17 protein-coding genes are annotated in these 18048 nt (G+C 70.2%); 14 read left to right on the top strand and 3 right to left on the bottom strand.

Annotated features, from left to right (window positions below):
* The first annotated feature begins 1995 nt into the window (after positions 1-1995).
* The 9 genes from ACFV1J_RS39230 (at position 1996) to ACFV1J_RS39190 (ending at position 7492) form a co-directional block, all read left to right on the top strand.
* Positions 1996-2202 (top strand): hypothetical protein, encoded by a 207-nt coding sequence (locus ACFV1J_RS39230; protein ID WP_385866587.1) that lies wholly within the window; start codon positions 1996-1998, stop codon positions 2200-2202.
* Positions 2199-2345 (top strand): hypothetical protein, encoded by a 147-nt coding sequence (locus ACFV1J_RS39225; RefSeq protein WP_385866585.1) that lies wholly within the window; start codon positions 2199-2201, stop codon positions 2343-2345. Before ACFV1J_RS39230 ends, ACFV1J_RS39225 begins: the two co-directional genes overlap by 4 nt.
* Before the next feature lie 370 nt (positions 2346-2715).
* Complete coding sequence (locus tag ACFV1J_RS39220) at positions 2716-2889, top strand: hypothetical protein (protein WP_385866584.1); 174 nt, start codon at positions 2716-2718, stop codon at positions 2887-2889.
* Positions 2886-3542, top strand: coding sequence for a hypothetical protein (locus ACFV1J_RS39215; protein WP_385866582.1), 657 nt, complete (start codon positions 2886-2888; stop codon positions 3540-3542). Before ACFV1J_RS39220 ends, ACFV1J_RS39215 begins: the two co-directional genes overlap by 4 nt.
* Positions 3539-3988 (top strand): hypothetical protein, encoded by a 450-nt coding sequence (locus ACFV1J_RS39210; protein ID WP_385866581.1) that lies wholly within the window; start codon positions 3539-3541, stop codon positions 3986-3988. The genes ACFV1J_RS39215 and ACFV1J_RS39210 overlap by 4 nt, the downstream gene beginning before the upstream one ends.
* On the top strand, positions 3985-5010 hold the full coding sequence (locus ACFV1J_RS39205) for a hypothetical protein (RefSeq protein ID WP_385866579.1): 1026 nt from the start codon (positions 3985-3987) through the stop codon (positions 5008-5010). Before ACFV1J_RS39210 ends, ACFV1J_RS39205 begins: the two co-directional genes overlap by 4 nt.
* 200 nt (positions 5011-5210) lie before the next feature.
* On the top strand, positions 5211-5363 hold the full coding sequence (locus ACFV1J_RS39200) for a hypothetical protein (RefSeq protein ID WP_385866578.1): 153 nt from the start codon (positions 5211-5213) through the stop codon (positions 5361-5363).
* Between the two features lie 121 nt (positions 5364-5484).
* Entirely contained in the window at positions 5485-5619 is a 135-nt protein-coding gene (locus tag ACFV1J_RS39195; RefSeq protein WP_385866577.1) for a hypothetical protein, read from the top strand.
* A 172-nt stretch (positions 5620-5791) separates the two neighbouring features.
* Positions 5792-7492 carry a DUF2637 domain-containing protein gene (locus tag ACFV1J_RS39190; RefSeq protein WP_385866575.1) on the top strand — a complete coding sequence of 567 codons (1701 nt, stop codon included), beginning with the start codon at positions 5792-5794 and terminating at the stop codon, positions 7490-7492.
* A 119-nt stretch (positions 7493-7611) separates the two neighbouring features.
* Here the strand turns inward: ACFV1J_RS39190 and ACFV1J_RS39185 are convergent, their stop codons facing one another.
* The 3 genes from ACFV1J_RS39185 to ACFV1J_RS39175 form a co-directional block, all read right to left on the bottom strand.
* The gene (locus ACFV1J_RS39185) at positions 7612-7917 is read right to left on the bottom strand and encodes a hypothetical protein (RefSeq protein WP_385866574.1); all 306 of its coding nucleotides are present in this window, start codon (positions 7915-7917) and stop codon (positions 7612-7614) included.
* A 335-nt stretch (positions 7918-8252) separates the two neighbouring features.
* A complete protein-coding gene (locus ACFV1J_RS39180; protein ID WP_385866572.1) occupies positions 8253-8813 on the bottom strand; it encodes a helix-turn-helix transcriptional regulator in 561 nt (186 codons plus the stop codon).
* Between the two features lie 58 nt (positions 8814-8871).
* Complete coding sequence (locus ACFV1J_RS39175; RefSeq protein ID WP_385866570.1) at positions 8872-9120, bottom strand: hypothetical protein; 249 nt, start codon at positions 9118-9120, stop codon at positions 8872-8874.
* Between the two features lie 331 nt (positions 9121-9451).
* Here ACFV1J_RS39175 and ACFV1J_RS39170 point away from each other — a divergent pair, with 331 nt between their 5' ends.
* From ACFV1J_RS39170 to ACFV1J_RS39150, 5 genes are all read left to right on the top strand, one after another.
* Positions 9452-9997, top strand: coding sequence for a hypothetical protein (locus ACFV1J_RS39170; RefSeq protein WP_385866567.1), 546 nt, complete (start codon positions 9452-9454; stop codon positions 9995-9997).
* 20 nt (positions 9998-10017) lie between these two features.
* Positions 10018-10500, top strand: a complete 483-nt coding sequence (locus ACFV1J_RS39165; protein WP_385866565.1) for a hypothetical protein — start codon at positions 10018-10020, stop codon at positions 10498-10500.
* A 9-nt stretch (positions 10501-10509) separates the two neighbouring features.
* Positions 10510-12621 carry an ATP-binding protein gene (locus ACFV1J_RS39160; RefSeq protein WP_385866563.1) on the top strand — a complete coding sequence of 704 codons (2112 nt, stop codon included), beginning with the start codon at positions 10510-10512 and terminating at the stop codon, positions 12619-12621.
* 1152 nt (positions 12622-13773) lie between these two features.
* A complete protein-coding gene (locus ACFV1J_RS39155) occupies positions 13774-14898 on the top strand; it encodes a hypothetical protein (RefSeq protein WP_385866561.1) in 1125 nt (374 codons plus the stop codon).
* A gap of 111 nt (positions 14899-15009) precedes the next feature.
* Positions 15010-17085, top strand: coding sequence for an ATP-binding protein (locus ACFV1J_RS39150; protein WP_385866559.1), 2076 nt, complete (start codon positions 15010-15012; stop codon positions 17083-17085).
* Positions 17086-18048 lie beyond the last annotated feature (963 nt).

Here is an 18048-nt window from a genome sequence, read left to right as displayed (position 1 = left end):
TCCCCTGAAACAGGGTGGTGGCCCCGGCCCAAAAAGGACCGAAGCCACCACCACTCCTACCTACCGCCGGCCAACCAGCCCGCCCGCCAACCAGAGCCACCACCGCCGCAGGTGAGGCTCTGTGAGGCGACTAGAGCGGCAAACAAGCCTCCCCCGCGCGGGTAGCCAGAGGACAGCGAGAACGGCGCTCAGATCGCCGCACAGGCCGTCTCAAGTGCCAACAGTGAACAGCGCACTCGGGTGGCAGCGAGGACATGGCGATCCATCGATGACTCGCCATCGTGAGTTGTGTCGGATGCCAGGCATCATCGGCGTGCCATCAGGCTCAAGGTCGCCGCACTGCCCACACCATTCGGGCAGTGATGGTCCACCGGTCGCTTGCCCCGGGATGGGGACCGTGGATCGCTCGACATGGCGCTCTAGGTCCGTCCAGCCGTGACTCGGCATCTCAGCTGCCCGGTCTGCGAGCCATCCCACCGGCAGTCCTGTCTCCAGAAGCGCCACGGCCTGTTGGTGCAAAGCTTCCTGAGTGCGGCTCAGGAGCGGGCGTCCCATGGCTGCTGCGTACGCCTCGACAACCTTGTCCGCGTCGGGCGCAGCCGCTTCTCTCTCTCGCTGGTTGTTCTCGTCACGCGGGTCCCGCGCAGTCTTGAGAGAGAGATCTTCTAGAGAGGAAGAAGGAACCGCCGCATTGGTGCGGCCACCCTGGCCGCATTGGTGCGGCCACCCTGGCCGCATTGGTGCGGCCACCCTGGCCGCATTGGTGCGGCCACCCCCTTTCTCAGGTGTGGGGGCTCCCTTCTTCGCCTTGCGGGTTGCTGCCCTGGCCTCGCGCTCGGCCTTCCGTTCGGCAGCGCGTACCGCGGCCCGTTCGTCCCAGAGCTCGTGATCGAGCAGCCTGTAGAGGGATGGCAGGTTCAACTTGGGGTTGTCGGGATCTTGCCGTCGTTCGACCTCGAGGAGACCCAGTTCCTCTAGCCCGGAGGTAGCCCGATCTACGGTGTCCACTGACCGGCCGATGCACTCCGCCAGTCGCTGGCGGGTGGGTACATCCTCATCGTCTTCGGGCCGGCCATCGGGAGTCTCGCGGCTGGACTGGTCGGCGAACGATGCCAATGCGGCATAGAGCGCTTTCCAAGTCGGCGAAACCTCCCCGTTCCGGGCCAATTGGCGATCGAACTTGACCCAGTCCAAGGTGTCGGCGCGTTCCACTCGGGGACGCAGCGATGCCATTCCATCCGAATTGCCACTATTGCGCATGTATCGACCGTTTCTGGTCCGTGAGCTGTAGCTGAAGGCTGAGCCCCCCGCTACACTCGCGGCGGACCTACGTCTTGGTCAGCAGGTGAGCCCCGTACGGGCCGTGAGGTGCGAACTCACGGACAACCCCGGCGGGGCTTCCTGCTGGTGAGCTTGATCTGTGTGGGCCCTGAGGGTAGACCCCTGGCGCGCTGGCAGGGGACGCATACGGCGTCAACTCCCGGGTTGCCCCTTGCTGCTGGGCTTCTTTGGGCGCACTGGGATGCCGGCCTCTTCGAGCCATGCGTACAGCGTGCGGGGGCTAACTCCTGCTTCTTCGCGCACTCGTGTGCGTCCTGCCCCCGCCGCCACGGCCGCGATGGCGGCCTGCCGGACTGGCTCTTGTGCGGCGGCGATGACGCGGTCTCGCTCCGCCGCGGCCTCCGCTACAGCACGTAGTGCTGCTGCCGCTCTCTCCTCAGGGATCTCCGTCATGGGCTGAGCATAACCAGAAAACACCCCTGGGTTCAGTACTTGCACCCTTGGGTTTTTTCGTGTCATGGTGGAACCCGGCCCGCGGGGTCGGCCCAGAAATGGGGCGGCCCCCGGTGTGCGCCAACACGCCGAGGGCCTTGACCACCTACCTGATGCGACAGGGAGGCGATCCGTCATGGATCGTAACGGCACCACCATGCCCGAGGTGATCTCGGGTTCCCCCGACAACCGGCCCGAGGGGCCCTCGGGGGGTGGCCACTGATGTTGGAGTGGCTGAAGGGCGGCAACGACCGCCAGCTGGCGCGTGAACGGTACGCCGACCGTGAGTCGGCCACCGACCGCGCTCGCCGCAAAGAATCCGAGGCCCGGACCCGCCGCGCGCAGCGCCACCAGCAGCGCGCCACCGACCCCGACCCCTTCGACGCGAACGGCTTCACCGGCCGGCGTGGATGGCGGGGTGCGCGATGAGCGACAGCAACCAGTACCAGGCCCAGGTCTGTACGACGTGCGGCGGCAAGAAGGGGTTCGTCGAGACGAGCTGGAGTGCCGATGGCGTCCGGCACGACGTCTGGCGGCCGTGCCCGCCCTGCTCGGGGACGGGGGTCCGCTGATGTGGCAGTGCGCGTGGTGCCACGGCTGGTTCGGCGTCGTCCGCGGCTTCATCTGCCGCAGCTTCATCTGCGACGCCTGCCGGGCTGCTGGCCGTAGCTGACTAACCCATCACGGCGGCCGGAAGCGCACCTCCGGGCAGGCCACCGACCGCCATCTGCTCCAGCCCCAGAAACCGCGTGATGCCGCCGGATCGAATCCGGCCTGGGGCGCGGCTCGACGCGAACGGCCCCCGGCGAAGTGCCAGGGACCGCCCGCCCGGTGTGGCTGCACCGGCTGTCGGGCTCATCAATCCCTGACGAGGAGAAAGGACCCAACGTGCCGATTTTTACAGGTCGCTGGCGCCACCGGCGAATGCCTGCCCCGGTGCTCGTGACGCGGACCATCCTGCCGGTGCGGGGCTGGTGGCGTGAGGTGCAGGCGACCCCGCCGACCCTGCCCCCGGGGTACGTCGCCGTGCGGCGGCCCGTGCTGGCCGGGCCGGACGCGGACGAGTTGCGGGTGCGGGCGTGGCTGCGCGCTCGCCGGGTCGGCGGTGTCGGATGAGCGCCACGGCCCCGGACGCGGTCAAGGCCCAGCAGCGCAGGGCGCTGCGTCGCGCGAAGATGCGTGCCACTGCCCTGGACGGGGCCAAGGCCAAGCAGTGCAAGGGTCCGCGTCGGGCGAGGAGGGCCGGCACTCAGTCCACGCTGCGGCTGCGCGACTCGAATCCTCGTCTGCGCTGGGTGTTCTACAACGGCGCGGCGGCCGGGGCCGGCCATCTGGCGATCTGGTCCCTGACCGGTGACCCGATGGCGGGGGCCGCCTTCATGGGCCGCATGTCCCACTCGGTGCCCCAGCTCGCCGCCGCCGGCCTTACCTTCGGCGCCGCCGTGGCGGGATGGAAGGGCGCCGTGCTGGTCAAGCTTCACCGCCTGCCCGGCCTCGTCGGTTTGGCCGCCCGCCCGGTGTGCGCGATCGCCGCCGCGATGTGGGGGCAGGGGACCGCGCCGCTCGTCGCGGACGCCATGGCCGCGATGGAGCCGTGGGGATCGCTGCTCGCCCCGCTCGCCGCCGCCGGTCCCGTCGCCGCCGCCTGCTGGTGCGGCCTGGATCGCCGTGCCGCTGAACTGCGCCCGCCGGTCCGCTGGATCGCCCGTATCCCCCTGGCCACCGTCACCCTCTCCGCTCTCCTCTACGCCCCTGGAGCTCTGCTGTGATCACCGAGACCCACACCGTCGTACTGGCCGCCGGACCGGTCCTGGGCTCCGTCGGGATGTCCGGCCTCACGCTGACCACCGGCCTGGGCCTGTTGGCCGGCCTGCGCGGAAGCGACCGCATCAGCCTCGACCGAGACAAGGCAGGCGGCCTGGGGATCACGTTCGGCACCCTCGCCATCGCGGCCGGCAGCCTCTGGGGCGATGTCGTCAAGGGGGTCGCCGAGGTCCCCACCTCCCTTATCAAGGGCTCCGCCATGGGCGACATCGGCCTGGGCGGCGTCGCCCTCGCCATCACCGCCACCACCTTTGTTTTCAAGTGGAAGCGGCTGATCTGGCCCGCGCTGCTGGGGGTCTCCGCCGGGGTCATCTACGCCCAGGCCGGGGGCATCTGGGCCATCGGCCACAACCTCGTCGTGAAGCTCGCCGGGGTGCTGGGGGCGCTGTGAGCACCGTGGAAGAGGTACGGGGCGTCACCCGAGGGGCCGGAGCCGCGCTCACCGCGCTCGTGTCCGGGTCCATGGTGCTCTCGGGCCGGATGTGCCGGTGTGCCGCCCACGCGGTCACCTGGGCCTGGGATCAGGTCAGCGTCGATGCGGAGGCGACCGCCGCCGCCCAGGACCGGGCCGACAAGGCCGCCCAGGCCAAGGCTGCCAAGGCTAAGGCGAAGATCGAGGCTTGGCGCCGCAAGCAGAAGGGCGCCGAGGACGAGGACGACGCCGAGGATGAGCACCAGGACGAGCAGGAGGAGGTGCGGGCGGCGCCGGTGCGACCGGTCCGGCGCCCGGCCCTCGAATCGCTCGGCATGTTCATCCTCGGCGGGGTCCTGGTCGCCGGGACCGGCGGCACCCTCGGTGTCCTGGTGTGGCCGTACATGCAGGCACTCGCCCCGTGGCGCGGCATGATCGCCACCGTTGGGGGACTGGCCTGGATGGCGGCGGCCTGGATGGTGGCTCCGCCCCCGGCGGAGGACGACGAGAACGAGGACCAGGACGAGCACCAGGACGACGTCGAGGACGCGGAGGTCTCGCCCGGCGACCTGCTGGCCCGTCACGTCCTCGGTGCGCTCGCCGCGCTGGAGGAAGAAGGGCGGCCCGGCCTGCACGTGGTCCACCTGATTGCCACCGCCGAGAAGGCCGGCATCCTCGCGCCCGGTGCGATGGACAAAGCCGCGATGCGGGCGTGGCTGGAGGCGTCCGGCTTCCCTGTCACCAAGAGCGTCAAGGTGCGGAGAGAGGTCGACTACGGCGTACGCGTCGACCGGCTCACCGAGGCCCTGGGGATGGGCCCCGGGGAGGCCCTGAAACGGGTCTTTGGGGGAGGCCCCGCCGCCCCCGCCGAGCGCGCCCCGCAGGCCCCGACGGAGGCCCCCGTTGAGGCCGCCGCCATCCCGGCACCGGCACCCGGTCTGACGCTCGTCAAACCCCTCCCCGACGGGGACTCCCCGGAGGGGGCCCAGGGAGCGGCGTAGACGCGGCTACCTGCCCGTCTACCTGCGGTTTCTACCGCTCGGCTACCCCCGTTTACCGGGGCAGTTACCGCCCCGGCTACCCCAAATCCCCCGGCCCCGAGAGGGGCTGGGGCCACTCAGAAAGCGCCGGTGCGCCCCTCCTACCGCCAAGCAGATAGGGGCGCACCGGGTCCATCCCGATCACGAGACGGAGCCACATCATGGCACTGCGCAAGGACATGCCCACCCGCGACCCTGGCCGCCCCGGCGAACGGCCGCAGGACGTACGGGAGTACTCCACCCGCGACGGCGGATGGACCCGCGACCCCTCCACCCGCCCGGTCCCGGGCACCCCGAAGGGCGGCCGCCGGTGAGCCGCCACACCCGGCCCGTGTGCCATGGCCGCCCCATGAAGATCGACTCCCGGACTCGCCAGTACGTGTGCCGGCAGTGCGGCGGCTGGACGACCCGCGTCGTCACGACGGGGGGCCGGCCGTGATTCGCGTCCCTCACGACATGCACGAGTGGCCCGAGGCGGAAGTCCGGCTCTGGCTGGCCCAGATCGAGGCCGCTCGTGATGTGACCGACCGCGAGCGCGCGCTGGCTAACCGCCCGCCCAGCGTCGGCTGACCGCCGAACACCGACCGCCGGGCGGGCACCCCCCGCCCGGCGCACCCTTCGAAGGAGAGCGATGACCACCAACCTGGACACCCCGGCGCTCTGCGCTCCGGCTCCAGCCTCTTCCGCTCCGGATGGGCGGGCCGGTGCTCCGGGAGCAGCCGACACGCGAGAGACTGCCCGGATGCGAGACGTGCTGACGCCTGACCAGACCCCGGCCACCGGGGAGGCCATGGCCGGGGCCACTCCGGACACGGCCGGGGCCACTCCGGACACGGCCGGGGCCACTCCGCCCGGCCACCCGGCCACTCCGGCCGCACCGGAAGCCGTTCCGGCCGCGCGCCACAAGGGGGGCCGGGGGGTGGCCACCCCGGCCACCGAGGGGGTGCTCACGGCCCCGGCCGCGGCCGGGGTGGCCGGGGCCAAGATGGCCGACCCCCCGGCCACCGCGGGGCGGCGCGTACCGCCGGCGGTGACCCGCTCCCTGGCCGTGGCCACGGTGCTGGGCATGGTCCCCGTGGCCGCCATCGGGTTCGCCAGCTCGTACAGCACGCTGCGCGCTGCCGCCGTCAGCAAGGGGTTCGCGCCGGACCTGGCCGATTGGGTGCCGATCGGTATCGACGGGGCCATCCTGGCGTTCATCGCCCTCGACCTGTTCCTGGTAGCGCGGCGCATCCCCTGGCCGGTCATGCGGTTCGCCGCCCACGCCATGACGCTGGCCACCGTCGTCTTCAACGCCACCGGCACCGGGAAGTCGGTCGCCGCCGACCCGGTGCGCGCGGGCTGGCACGGCCTGATGCCGCTGCTCTTCATCATCGGTGTGGAGGCAGCGCGCAAGCTGCTGGTGCACGCCGCGCAGCTCGCGACGAACACGGTCACGGACCGCATCCCCCTGCACCGCTGGATGCTCGCCCCGCTGCCCACCGCGCGCTTGTACCGGCGGATGCGGCTGGCCGGGGTGCGGTCCTACCCCGAGATGATCGAGCGGGAGCAGGACCTCGCGGGGTATCGCGTCTGGCTCACCCAGCAGCACGGAGGCGACCTTTCCCGCGCGACGGAGATCGAGCGCCTGCCCATGACGATGGCGCCGCGCGGCTACACCGTGGCGGAGGCGCTGGCGCTGCCGGAGCGGTGGGCGGCCGAGCAGGCGGAGCGGGAGCGGCAGGCGGCGGAGCGCAAGCGGCTGGAGGCGGAGCGCCGGGCGGACGAAGAGAAGCGGGCCCGGCTCCGGGCCATCCGGGACCGCGGCGAGATCCAGCAGGCGGAACACCAAGTCGAGGCCGAGACCAGCGCGGCGCAGGCGCAGGCGGAGCAGACCCGAGCGGAGGCGGACGCTGCTGCGGAGGCAGCCCGGATCCGGGCGGAGCAAACCCGCCTCCGGGCGGAGCGGACCGCGAAGGCGGAGGCGGAGGCCCTGGAGTCGGAGGATGCCGCCGCCGCCCGGCTGCGCGCGGCGGAGAAGGAGGAGGAGGCCGCGCGGGCGGCCCACCGAGCGCAGGAGGAGCGCCGGAAGGCCGAGCAGGAGAAGTTGGAGGCCGACCGAGCCGTGGCGGCCCGGAAGGCGGAGAAGGCCCGGACGGTGGCCGCGGAGCGTCAGATTGCGGAGGACGAGGAGAGGAAGGCGGCCGCAGAGCTGAGGGCGCAGGAGCATCGGCGTGCCGCGGCCGAGGCGGAGGAAGCGGCGCAAGCAGCGGAAGACCTGCTCCGGCTGACGCCCCGAGAGCGCAGGGAGCGCCGGGTAGCCCGCATGATCGTGGCTGCCGGAGCGGTCGACGCCGTGCCGCTGGCGGACATCGAGACCGAGTTGAACGTTGCCCGCACCACGGCCGGCGAAATCCGTCAAGCAGCGGCGAACCTGCTGCAGACCGGCGCCTACCAGCCGTAGGCCCCACACCACGATGGGCGGGCTCCGGAGCCCGCCTGCGGATCAGGTGCCCCGAACGGGTCGGCCGTTCAGGGCACCTGATCCCTCTCATCGAACCTCGGCAAGAGTGGCCATAACGTTCACGGCCCAGGATCGGTCCCCTTCCCGTTGTCCTTCCCGCTCCCGCAGTCGCACTTCTTCTCGCCCTTGATCGTGCGCCAACAGGAGTGGGCAGACTTGTACGCCCTCGTCGCCTTCTCCATCAGCCCCGGAATCACGTCGAACAGGTGTCCGACAACTACGACAACGATGTCAAGAACTCCGATGACGATGATCGCCCACAGCAACATTTGCCCGAACCCTCTCAGTGGGATGCTGGGCTTCGGCGCGAAGCCTTCGGCCCGAGCACCTGGTGAATACCGAACGAGCCGCTTGCCGACGTTCAAGACGGTCTCGGTGCGCGACACACCCGCGCGGGGGAGTAGGGGCAGCGACGATGTCGGTCATGGACGGGCTCTGCAGACGCCGGGCCGCAAGAGCCGTATCCGTGATCGAAACGCGTTGACCAGTGCTTTTCGAGTTCAGCATGGCGGTGTCGCGTCTCGCAAGAACCTACGGACACTTCCTTGTCACAGCGGGTTCTGCGTCAATTGTCTAGACCACTTCAATGGGCTACGGGACGCCTGCGGATGCCGCTCCGAACAGGGTGATGGCGGTGCCGATGAAAAAAATACCGACGACCGGGATGGCGGTGCCGACGACCGGGATGGCCTCGGATAGGTCAGCCGCGGCGCCACCACTTGCGACGCGCGACGGTTTCCTCATGGCCGGCCGCATTCTGGCCCGGCACCGTCGGCGCCGCAGCCGGGGTGGCCGGCGGGGGAATGGCCGCCCGCTCTGGGGCAGGGGCGAGTGCCCGTAGTGCCTGCTGGAGGGATTCGATGTGCTCGCCGCGCTCGGCGAGCTGGCGCTCAAGATGCATCTTCTCGGCCTGCGCCAGTTCCCGCGCGTGCCGCTCCTCCGCGAGCTGAAGGGCGTGTTCGTGCTTCAGTCGGACCAGCTCGGCCCGCAGTTCCGCAGCCTCTTCGCCGACGAGGGCCGGAGCCCCGGCCAGGGATGGGCCAGCGGTTTCCGGCGCCTCCGCGTCCGCGGCCGGAGCCGGAGCGTTGGGTCGCAGGCCGGCGGCGAGTAGGGCCTCGATGGGGATCAGCCAGCCGCGCTCGGGATCCTGTACCGCCCCCGGCAGCTCACCAGCCTCACGGCGCCGGCGGATCGTCGACCGGCTCACCCCACATGCCGTGGCTGCCTCGCGCTGGGTCAGCATCGGACGGGACGTGCTCATACCGTCATCCTCCCTGACTGCCCCCGCACCTGCGGCAATGCACCCTGACGACGCGCTGTCAGTGACTCAGCAGCCGAGCGACGACAAGCACCGCAGCCAGTACCCCCAGCAGCAGCAGCGCTTTCCGCGTGGACACCGGCGGCGGACCTTGAGGCACCGGTACCGCACTCGGGAGCAGCTCTTCACCGTCCGGTGCGAGCCCCCCATGCTCCACCGCCCGGTGCAGCGTGCGCACGTGTTCCGCCTCCTCCCGGCTGTCCACCACCATTGACGCCCGGCATGCCCGGCACTGGTAGCGGTAGCTCATCCCGCACGCCCTCCCCATAGACAACCGCAGGTCAGCGGCTTATCGATTGTCGCGGATCGGCGACAGCCGCCGCAGGCGAAGAGATGACTACAGATCAGCGGGACTACCCTGCGGGAACTGATCGATGGGGGTGCGGATGACGACGGACGATGACCGTAACGGTGCTGGTGACGCCGTGGAGCCATCCGTCACCCCAGACCCGGCGCCGGAGATCCCTCCCCCTCCTACCCGGCCCCCGGATGTACCCCCGTCCTCGGGGCCGGCCCCCGAGGCGGAGCCCGCGCCCGAGGGCGATCCCGATTGGTGGCGCCGGCCCTCCATACGCGAGGAGTTGCGGGACACCTGGGAGGAGCACTCCGCGGAGGCCTTGGAGGGCGCGCGGGAGATCGGCGCGCAGATGGGCGCGGCGGTGGAGATCGGTGCGCAGATCGGGGATGCGATCGCCGACCGGCTCCCCGACCCGTACGCGGCCGCGGACCGGCGGGGCCTGGACCTGCGCTGGATGCGGCTCGGCGTCAACATCCCGGCGCTGCTGATCGCGGTGGCTGCCTGGTGGTGGCGGATCGGGCCGGCCGTGGCGGCCGCGGAGGCGGTCCGGGCGGACGGCATTCTCGCCCCCGTGGGGTGGGTGCTGTTGGTGGTCCTGCTGCTCGGCGTGCTGATGATGCTGCCCCTCGGCAGCATGCTCGCCAGCGCGATCTCCGCCATCGTCACCCAAGCCACAAGCCTTTTGTGGGCCGGCCTGGTGCGAGCGTGGCGGACCCGTTATCTCGGCTATCTTCTGCGGCTGGTCCTGGCCGTGATCGCATGGGTTGTCATCATCGGAATTGGGCGCGTGGCGTGGCGCCTCATCATCACCTGGCTGACGGGAGTTTGAGCATGAATACGGTGGGGGCCGTGAGCGGGGGACTGGGCGCAATCGTGCTCGGGCTGGCCATCCTCGCCTATCAGATCGGCCGTTGGCGGGGCGGGGACTACACGCCCAAAATCCATTTCTTTATGGGCATGACCCTTGCCGCACTGCTGTTTTTGGGCGGCGGCATTCTTGGGGCAATGGGCGGTAGCGCCGCTGTCCTGGGGCAAGGCGTCGGCAAGTACGCCCTTGAGCACGCCACCGGGGTAGTCGTAGCCGGTGGGAAAGCAGCCGCAATGACCGGCGGGGAAAAGGTCGGTGTCGGCGGTGCCATTACCGGAATCGTCATCCTGATGTTCTACCTCGGGCTGATCAAATCGGGCCGCCGTGACCTCACGTCCCCGGTCGTCCGCGGCGCGCTCGTGGGCATCTGGCTGGGGGCGTCCGCCGGCCTGCTCGGCATGGGCATGGGGTTGATCCGGACCAGCGGCAACACGCTCGGCGACATCCTGACCAGCACGCTGTAGAGGGTCGACGTGGAGCGTAAGGGCGAGACGCCCGGCGGCGGAGCAAGCACCCTCGCCGCGGGGATGCGGCACCTGAAGGCCGAATACGGGCGTTGGTGGCGAGCAGAGGACCTGTCGGATACGCACATTGCGCACCGCATCCTCAATGACCAGTACCGCCTATGGAAGGCACAGCGTCAACGGGTTGCCGCTGAAGTTCAGCAGAATATGGCGTTGCTGAAAAACCAGCAGAAGCAAGCGACGTTTGCGCAGATGCAGCGCATCCAGATGCAAAAGCGCAGCCGCGGCTACGGATACGGGTACGGCGGGGGCATGGGTGCCTCCCCGATGATTTCGTACCGGATGATGCAATGGGCGCAGCTTCAAATCCGGCTCGGTCAAGAGGACTTCCACCACCTCGAAGTGACCGACGCGATGCTGGCCATCGGCCGTGGGCAGGTGCGCTCCCGTCGGCATCTTGTCGCCGCCTTGTGGCTGCTGGTCCTGATGGCCGTATGGCTGGGCCTGTGGTGGCTCTCTGCGCTCGCTGGAGTCGTGGTCACCCTCGGTCCAGCCGCAGTACTGGTTGCGCTGGCCTGGACGCAGGGGCGCCGCCCCACCCGACGGCGGCCGCCGGTGCCGAAGCTGATGTTCGTCCCGCCTAAGGTGCCGGCCCACGCGGACGTTGACCCGGAGCCGGACCCGGAGCCGTTCCCGATCCGGGAGGCGGGCCACTCACCCCGAGAAGCCCGTCAGAGCGTCCGTCTGGCCCTGAAAAAGGAAGGGGCACCCGTCGAGGTCAAGGTCCCAGCGGAGACCGACTGGGGCTGGTCAGTGCCCCTGGTGCTCAACTCCGGGACGCTGGGCGACCTGGTGCGGTTGCTGCCCGGGGTGGCGACCACGCTGCGGGTGGGGCAGAACCGGCTTCTCGCTCAACTCCCCGACCCGGAGGACAGCGCCGCCGTCACCCTCCGAGTGCTCACCAGCGACCCATTCGCCAGCACGGGCCCATACCCCGTGCTGCCCCCGCGCTCGCGCTCGATCACCGAGCCGCACAGCATCGGCCGCAGCATCGACGGCGACCCCACCGACGTAGTCCTGGCCGGCCAGCACGTCCTGATCGTGGCCAACTCCGGCGGCGGCAAGAGCACGATGGTGCGTGCCCTGGCGGAGCACGTCACGGCGTGCACGGACGCGGTAGCCGTAGACATCGACCCCATGGGCCGCGGGCTGGGACCACTGCGCCCCTGCGCCGCGCGGACCGCCTACACCGAAGAGGCAATCGAGCGCACGCTGGAAGACCTCCTCCGGCGTGCCCGCGCCAGGATCGCGTCGCTCGGCGACACCGCAGACAACTGGCCGGTGTCCGACAACAACCCCGCGATCATCGCGTTCATCGACGAGTACCGGCGACTGAGCCCGCGCGCGAAAAAGCTCGTCCTGGACCTCCTGACCGTCGGCCGCAAAGCGCGGATTACTGCAGTGCTCTGCACCACGGACGCGACCTCCGACGCTCTGGGGGATGCCATCGCGGACGCGATCGGCGTGCGCATCCTCATGCCGTGCCGCAGCGCGGACGTGCCGCTCGTGGTCGGCCGCAGTGACGCCATCGCACAAGGGTGGCTGCCGCATCTGCTCGTACCGTCACCCGGCGAGTGGGAGCCGGCGGACGCCGGGCGGTACTACTGCATCACCCCCCGCCACCGGACCCCAGTACTGCGGTACGTCCCCGAGTTGCCGCCGGTACGGGCCGCTGAGGCGGCCCGCGAGCGCGTCGCTGCAGGGTTGCCGGCCATGCCGGACGACGCTATCCCGGCCGCCCCCAACGCTCCGGCCGCCCGGCCCTTCGACGCAGCCTCTGCCCCCGCGATCGCCCGGTTGCTGCTCGGCGCGTTCGGGGCGGCTGGCAATCCTGAGTGGCTGACCATGGCGCAGCTCGCTCAGCACCTGGCTGCCGAAGACCCAGACGTCTGGGGGCGGTGGGACGGTCGCCGGGACCGACTCCTCATGGTCGGCCGGACTCTGACGGCTGAGCTGAACCGGGAGGGCCTGACAATCCCGCGAACGCGGCTGGAGTCTGATGCAGATCCGGCCCGGCCGACGGTGATCCGGCTGGCTGACGTACTCGCCGCCCTGGCGTGAGCCCGACCACGCCAACGGAACCCCCCCACTGACCCCTAGCGGTGCCGTTACGTTTTGTAGAGCCTTAAGAGCCAGGTCAAAGCCTGCCTAGTGCTCTCACCAGCGGATCTCGTCAGTGATCGATGGATGAAGTACTCCCTCGCGAGGGGGTACTGTAAGGACCGCCGCGATGTGTTTTATGTGACGCCGCGTCCGGGCGACTGCCCGCAGACGTGCAAGAAGGCTCGCGCCCGGTGGTCCAGACCGGCACGAGCCTCCTGCGGTTACCGAGCCCGGTCGTCTACCAACCGACCGGGCTCGCTGCATGCACGGGCCATACGGTCGTGTCCGCCGGGTTCGGCGTGGGACATCAGTCCCATAGGGCGTTGATGAGTGTCACCAGTAAGCGCGCTGCACCCAGGAAGGTTTGGACCCTTTCGCTGCTGGTCCACTTCCTGCCGTGACGCTTGCGCCGGTTAGCGCTCATCAGCACCACCCCCCTTCTCCTCCATAGCGGCACCTGCTGGTCGCAGGTGCTGAGCGGCCGGGAACGCGTTCCCTCACGCCCAGTCCAAAGGGAGGATCTGGGTAAGCAGGCATCACTCTACCGAGTCCGCAACGGACCATTCCCCCTACTGCAACTCGCCGCAGGTCAGAGGCCGTTCGCTCTGTGGACGAGATGTGCGAGACGTACCGCAGAGGCACGGATTCAGGGCTCGCTGGCCGGACCAGAATCGACGCCGACCAGGTGCGTATCGATCCCTCCGCCACCGCTGTCGACTGACGTGCACGTCACCCCGCCAGGACGCGCCGCCGACGTGCCGGGACGTGCGGCTGACACGGTGGTCGGCACGTCGGTGCCCCGCACGACGTGCCGACGCGTCACGGCCCGCACGTCGCCCGGCACGTGCTGACCTGCACTGACGCGTCAACCAAGTCGAAACCGACCCCCGCCCCTCGAAAGAAAAGCTGCCCTTTTCTTCGTGCGGGCGGGGGTATCGGGCGGGGCGTGCGTCCGGATGCGGCGGTGCGCGGTGGACGCGCCCGCGCCCCGCCCGAGAGGATCGACACACGGTGTGCTCAGTCAGGTACAACGAGGGGACCGCCGAACGCCGTTGACCAGGACCAGAGGGGGAGCGCACATGTACGACCACACGCAGGGGAGGCACCCCGATGCCAAGTCCTAGCCCGACCCCGTGTGGACTGATCCAGGGGCCGGCGGCCGACCTCTGCGCCGGACGGGACGGCGGAGGCGGCGGGGGAGGCACCATCCCCTCGCCGACCGACAGCCTGGACCCGCTCACCTCACTCGCGCACTCCGTAGCCAAGGCCGCCCACTGGACCGCCGGCCAACTCGGCAAGGTGATCGGTGACCCCAACTCCGTCGACTTCACCAACGCCGGGTTCCTGCGGCAGTACGCCATCGTGTTCGCCGCCACCACCGTTCTGGTCCTGGTGCTCTGGCTGCTCGCCGTCACCAAGCGCGCAGTACGCGGAGCCCCACTGGTCACCGCGATGCGGGACGCCATCGGCCTTCTCTGGCTGGCGGTCGTGGCAACGGCGTTCACACCCTTGGTGCTCTACGTGGTGGTGCAGGCGACATCAGCCGTCACGCGCGTACTAGCCACTGCTCTCGGGACCGGCAAGATGGGGCTGTTCAACAGCCTCGGAGCCGATCTGGAAGCCGGTCGCGTGGACGGCGGCCCGCTCATCCTGCTCGCCGTGTCCCTCGCAACGATCATCCTGTGCGGTGCTCTGTGGCTGCTGCTGGTCCTGCGGGCGCTCTGCCTGTACGTCGGTGCCTTGCTCGGCGTGGTCGTCTACTCCGGGCTGGTCGACCAGCAATGGTGGCCGCACGTGCGGAAGTGGGCGGGATTCATGGCCGCGGTGATCGGTGCTGAGCCAATAATGGTGATCATGCTGGGACTCGCCTCGGTCCTCCAGACCGACCACGGCAACGTACTCACCGGTCTCGCCGTCACTCTCATCACCCTTGGTGCCGCGATCGGGCTGATCTGGAAAGTGCCGGGATGGGGCGACGGGATCCGTACGGCGCGGATGACCGCCCGCACGGCCGGTGCCGCCGCCAAGGTCCCGTTCCGCGCCATCGATGCCGCGGCCGGGGTCCTGCAGGGCATCAACACCCACAGCGGCCGGGGGAGCAACCCCGGCGGGACTACCGGCAGCAGCGCGAGCAAGCCGCCGAACACGGCGGCCGGGGGAGCCTCCGGAGGCATCGCCGCCCATTCCCAGCGAAAGAGCCGGCCTCCCAAGCAACAGGGAGACAAGGGCAAGTGAGACGCACCTCGCAACAGGACGCCCCGCCGGTCAATCGGCGGGGCGTCCGTCATTCATGGCGCGCACCGCAGTTGCACCATGGTCACCACCACGGCACTCAAGGGGGACCCCATGACGGACGACACCAACGACGCGCCACCAGCGGCACCGCCCCGCGCCCCGGCCGTGCCGCGCCCCGCCGGCCCCCCGCCGCCGGCCGCTCCGCCACCACCGATTCACACGCCCGCTGAGCAACCCCCCTTGCTGGGCTGGCTGCGCGCCCCGCGACCTACCGCTGCCCCGGGCATCTGGACGTACGGACACCGCCTCAAGGTCGAGAAAGACCCCGAAGAGGCACCGCTGCGCCGACAGGTCACTGGAGCATTGTTCTCTGCGTTCTGCGGCTGGCTGCTGTGGTCGCTGCTATGGAACGGCTACCTCGGCCCGTACTGGCTCTGGCCGTTGCAGGTGCTCGGGCCATCCGACCCCATGGCGTTCGTCTGGGCCGCCTACATCTGGTACGGCGTGGTGGCGATCGGCCTGATCGTGGTGTTCGGCCGCCTCGGCCACTGGTGGCCGCTCCTGCGTCGCCTCGGGCAGGCCCTTCAGCAGCACGACCAGGTCGAGAAGGTGCCCCCGCCGGCCGCCGATCCTGCGCAGTGGCCCGAGCTGCGCGCCGCAGGACTGACCGAGGCCGCTGACCGGCTCGCCGCAGACGCCCGAGCCGGCCGCATGAACGACGTGGACGTCGCTCGCATTGCACACGCATGGCGCACGGCGCAGAACAAAGGCACTCAGGCGGCCCTGGACGCGTTTGGAAAGGCCGTGATGCACCAGGGGGCCGCCGCCTACGAGCACCCCTCGGGACGGCGCGACGTGCCCCGTAGGACCGCGCACCATGACTTGCTCACCCGACAGGTGCGCATCGGCATCGCGGCCGATCAGCCGCGCAACCCCTACCAGCACCGTGGCGCCGGAATCGCTCTGAGCCCGCCTCTGCTGGGCACGTCGCTGCTCGCCGTCGGCCCTGCCGGGAGCGGGAAGACCACCTCCGTGGTCCGCCCCGTGACGGAGTCCCTGTGCCTGCAAGCGCTGGCCGGCCAGTGCTCCCTGGTGGCCGTAGGGCCAGCCAGCGCGCCCGCCGGCCCGGACGCCCTGTTCGACGTCATCGTCCGCCCCGGCCGCCCCGGCAGCGCCGACATCGACCTGTACGGCGGCACCACCGACCCGGACGAAGCTGCCGGCATCCTCGCCGAGGCGCTTGTCGGTGACCTCGGCGACCACGCCCGCCGGGCCGCGGTCGCCCTCGGGCAGCTGCTCGGCGCGCACCGCACGGCTCGCTCCCGATTCCCCTCGGTCGCCGAGCTGCGGGAGTTGCTGGACGGAGCGCCGGGCGCGATGGAAGCCCTGCGCGCCGACCTGGAAGCCGCCGGCCACGCCGCTGCGCTGCGCGAGCTGGACGCCCGTGCGCGCCAAGCACAGCGGCCGGACGACGTCGGCGCGCACCTCGCCGACCGCATCGCCGTCCTGGACCGCCCCGCGTTCGCGGACCTCTTCGACCCGACCGGCCGAACCCGGCAGGTCTCCCTACGCGCCCTGGACCGCCCGCTACGGGTCCGTATCGACTTGCCCGACCGTGGGCACGTCGAGGCGTCGAGGATCCTTGCTCGGCTGATCCTGGCGCAGTTCGCCGAAGCGGTCGTGACCCGCCCCGATCGCTCCCTGTTCGCCTGTCTGGTCCTGGACGACATGCCGCACGTCGTCACCCAGGAAGCACTGCGCAGCCTCCAGCGGGTCCGTTCCGCCCACGCAGGCGTACTCCTGACGCTGAGGGCACTGGAGGACGTGCCGGAGGCCCTGCGCAGTGCTCTGCTTGGTGCCGTTGGCTGCCGGATGGCGTTCGCGGGCGTCACACCGGGGGACGGGGCCCGGTTCGCGGAGGTCTGGGGCAAGGAGTGGGTGGAGACGCGAGACGTCACTGATCGCCAGATCATCGCGGAGGGGGCCGGTATGAAGGCGTGGCACATTTTTCGACAGGCGGTCACAGGAAAGGCAGTCACTGCAAAGGCAGTTACTGTGCGCACGGTAGAGCGGGAGCGTTGGTCTGCATCCGATCTCGCCAATTCTGTCCCGGCCGGGCACGCCGTGATTTCGGTGGCATCCGCGCGAGGCGAGCACTCACCCCCGATCTTGGTAAATCTGCGCTGACAAGAGAATTATTGAAAATGGGGGTCCTGCCGATTCGGCAAGACCCCCATTTGCATGATGCCGCTTTCGGGCAGCTTCGTTGCCCCATGGCGTTGCCCGCACCAGCACGACCCAGGAGAAGCACAACCGCTCGTGACGGTAGGCGCACTACCCCACTCCGGCGCCCCGTCCAAGAGCCGCAGCCATCGAACCCAGAAGCCAGCATCTATTGAATGAAGCCGCTTCAGGGGCGAACCTCTCGGCACTCCACCACCGCACTTGCGCCCCTAACCCGCGGCGCCTGCATGGTGCTCCCGTCACCCAGCGCGTAGCACCCCTGCGCCCCGCGGTCCACTCCTCGCGAATCGTCCCAACACCAGCTCTGACATGGGTGGTTGGGCAAATTCGCGAAAGCTGGATCGTGTGGGAGCCGGCGGCGAGGGTGGCACCCGACCGCGCCACCAGGGCTGCGGCAGACCGAGAGAGATCCTCATGACGACCCCTACAAACCGTCAGGCGCCAGCTCAGACCTTCATGGCGCCCCCGCCGGCACCCGTGGCCGTACCGATGCCGTTCGCCCCTCCTACGGCCCTTCAGACGCCGGTAGAGGGTCCGCCGACGGCCCAGCCGGTCGCTACGGCTTACGCGGTGGCCTACGGGGGCACAGCTACCGCCTATGCGGTCGCCCCCGGCGTGGTGCCGCTCCCCGAGGCGGGCGCCGTGCAGCGGCCGGAGGGGTCAGCCACGCGCCGACCGCGAGGTACTGCGGCCGCAGTGACGGCACTGCTGTTCGTTGCCGCAGTGAGCTGCGGTGCGCTGGCGCTGGCGTTCCCGAGGCTCGTGCAGGTTTTCCAAGTAGCTAGTGGCGTGGCCGGCGTTGTGGGGAGTGGCGTTGCGTTGGCAGGGCTGGTTGGCCGGCGGTAGGTAGGAGTGGTGGTGGCTTCGGTCCTTTTTGGGCCGGGGCCACCACCCTGTTTCAGGGGA

Source organism: Streptomyces sp. NPDC059649 (assembly GCF_042734445.1).
Taxonomy (GTDB): Bacteria; Actinomycetota; Actinomycetes; order Streptomycetales; family Streptomycetaceae; genus Streptomyces.
Note: the sequence above shows the minus strand (reverse complement) of the source record. Positions and strands in the feature narration are given on the sequence as shown.

Bases quoted from the DNA above. Each gene is read 5' to 3' on its own strand.
- ACFV1J_RS39230 (WP_385866587.1), top strand. From the start codon at position 1,996: ATGTTGGAGTGGCTGAAGGGCGGCAACGACCGCCAGCTGGCGCGTGAA.
- ACFV1J_RS39225 (WP_385866585.1), top strand. From the start codon at position 2,199: ATGAGCGACAGCAACCAGTACCAGGCCCAGGTCTGTACGACGTGCGGC.
- ACFV1J_RS39215 (WP_385866582.1), top strand. From the start codon at position 2,886: ATGAGCGCCACGGCCCCGGACGCGGTCAAGGCCCAGCAGCGCAGGGCG.
- ACFV1J_RS39200 (WP_385866578.1), top strand. From the start codon at position 5,211: ATGGCACTGCGCAAGGACATGCCCACCCGCGACCCTGGCCGCCCCGGC.
- ACFV1J_RS39190 (WP_385866575.1), top strand. From the start codon at position 5,792: ATGCGAGACGTGCTGACGCCTGACCAGACCCCGGCCACCGGGGAGGCC.
- ACFV1J_RS39180 (WP_385866572.1), bottom strand. From the start codon at position 8,813: ATGAGCACGTCCCGTCCGATGCTGACCCAGCGCGAGGCAGCCACGGCA.
- ACFV1J_RS39175 (WP_385866570.1), bottom strand. From the start codon at position 9,120: ATGAGCTACCGCTACCAGTGCCGGGCATGCCGGGCGTCAATGGTGGTG.
- ACFV1J_RS39155 (WP_385866561.1), top strand. From the start codon at position 13,774: ATGCCAAGTCCTAGCCCGACCCCGTGTGGACTGATCCAGGGGCCGGCG.
- ACFV1J_RS39150 (WP_385866559.1), top strand. From the start codon at position 15,010: ATGACGGACGACACCAACGACGCGCCACCAGCGGCACCGCCCCGCGCC.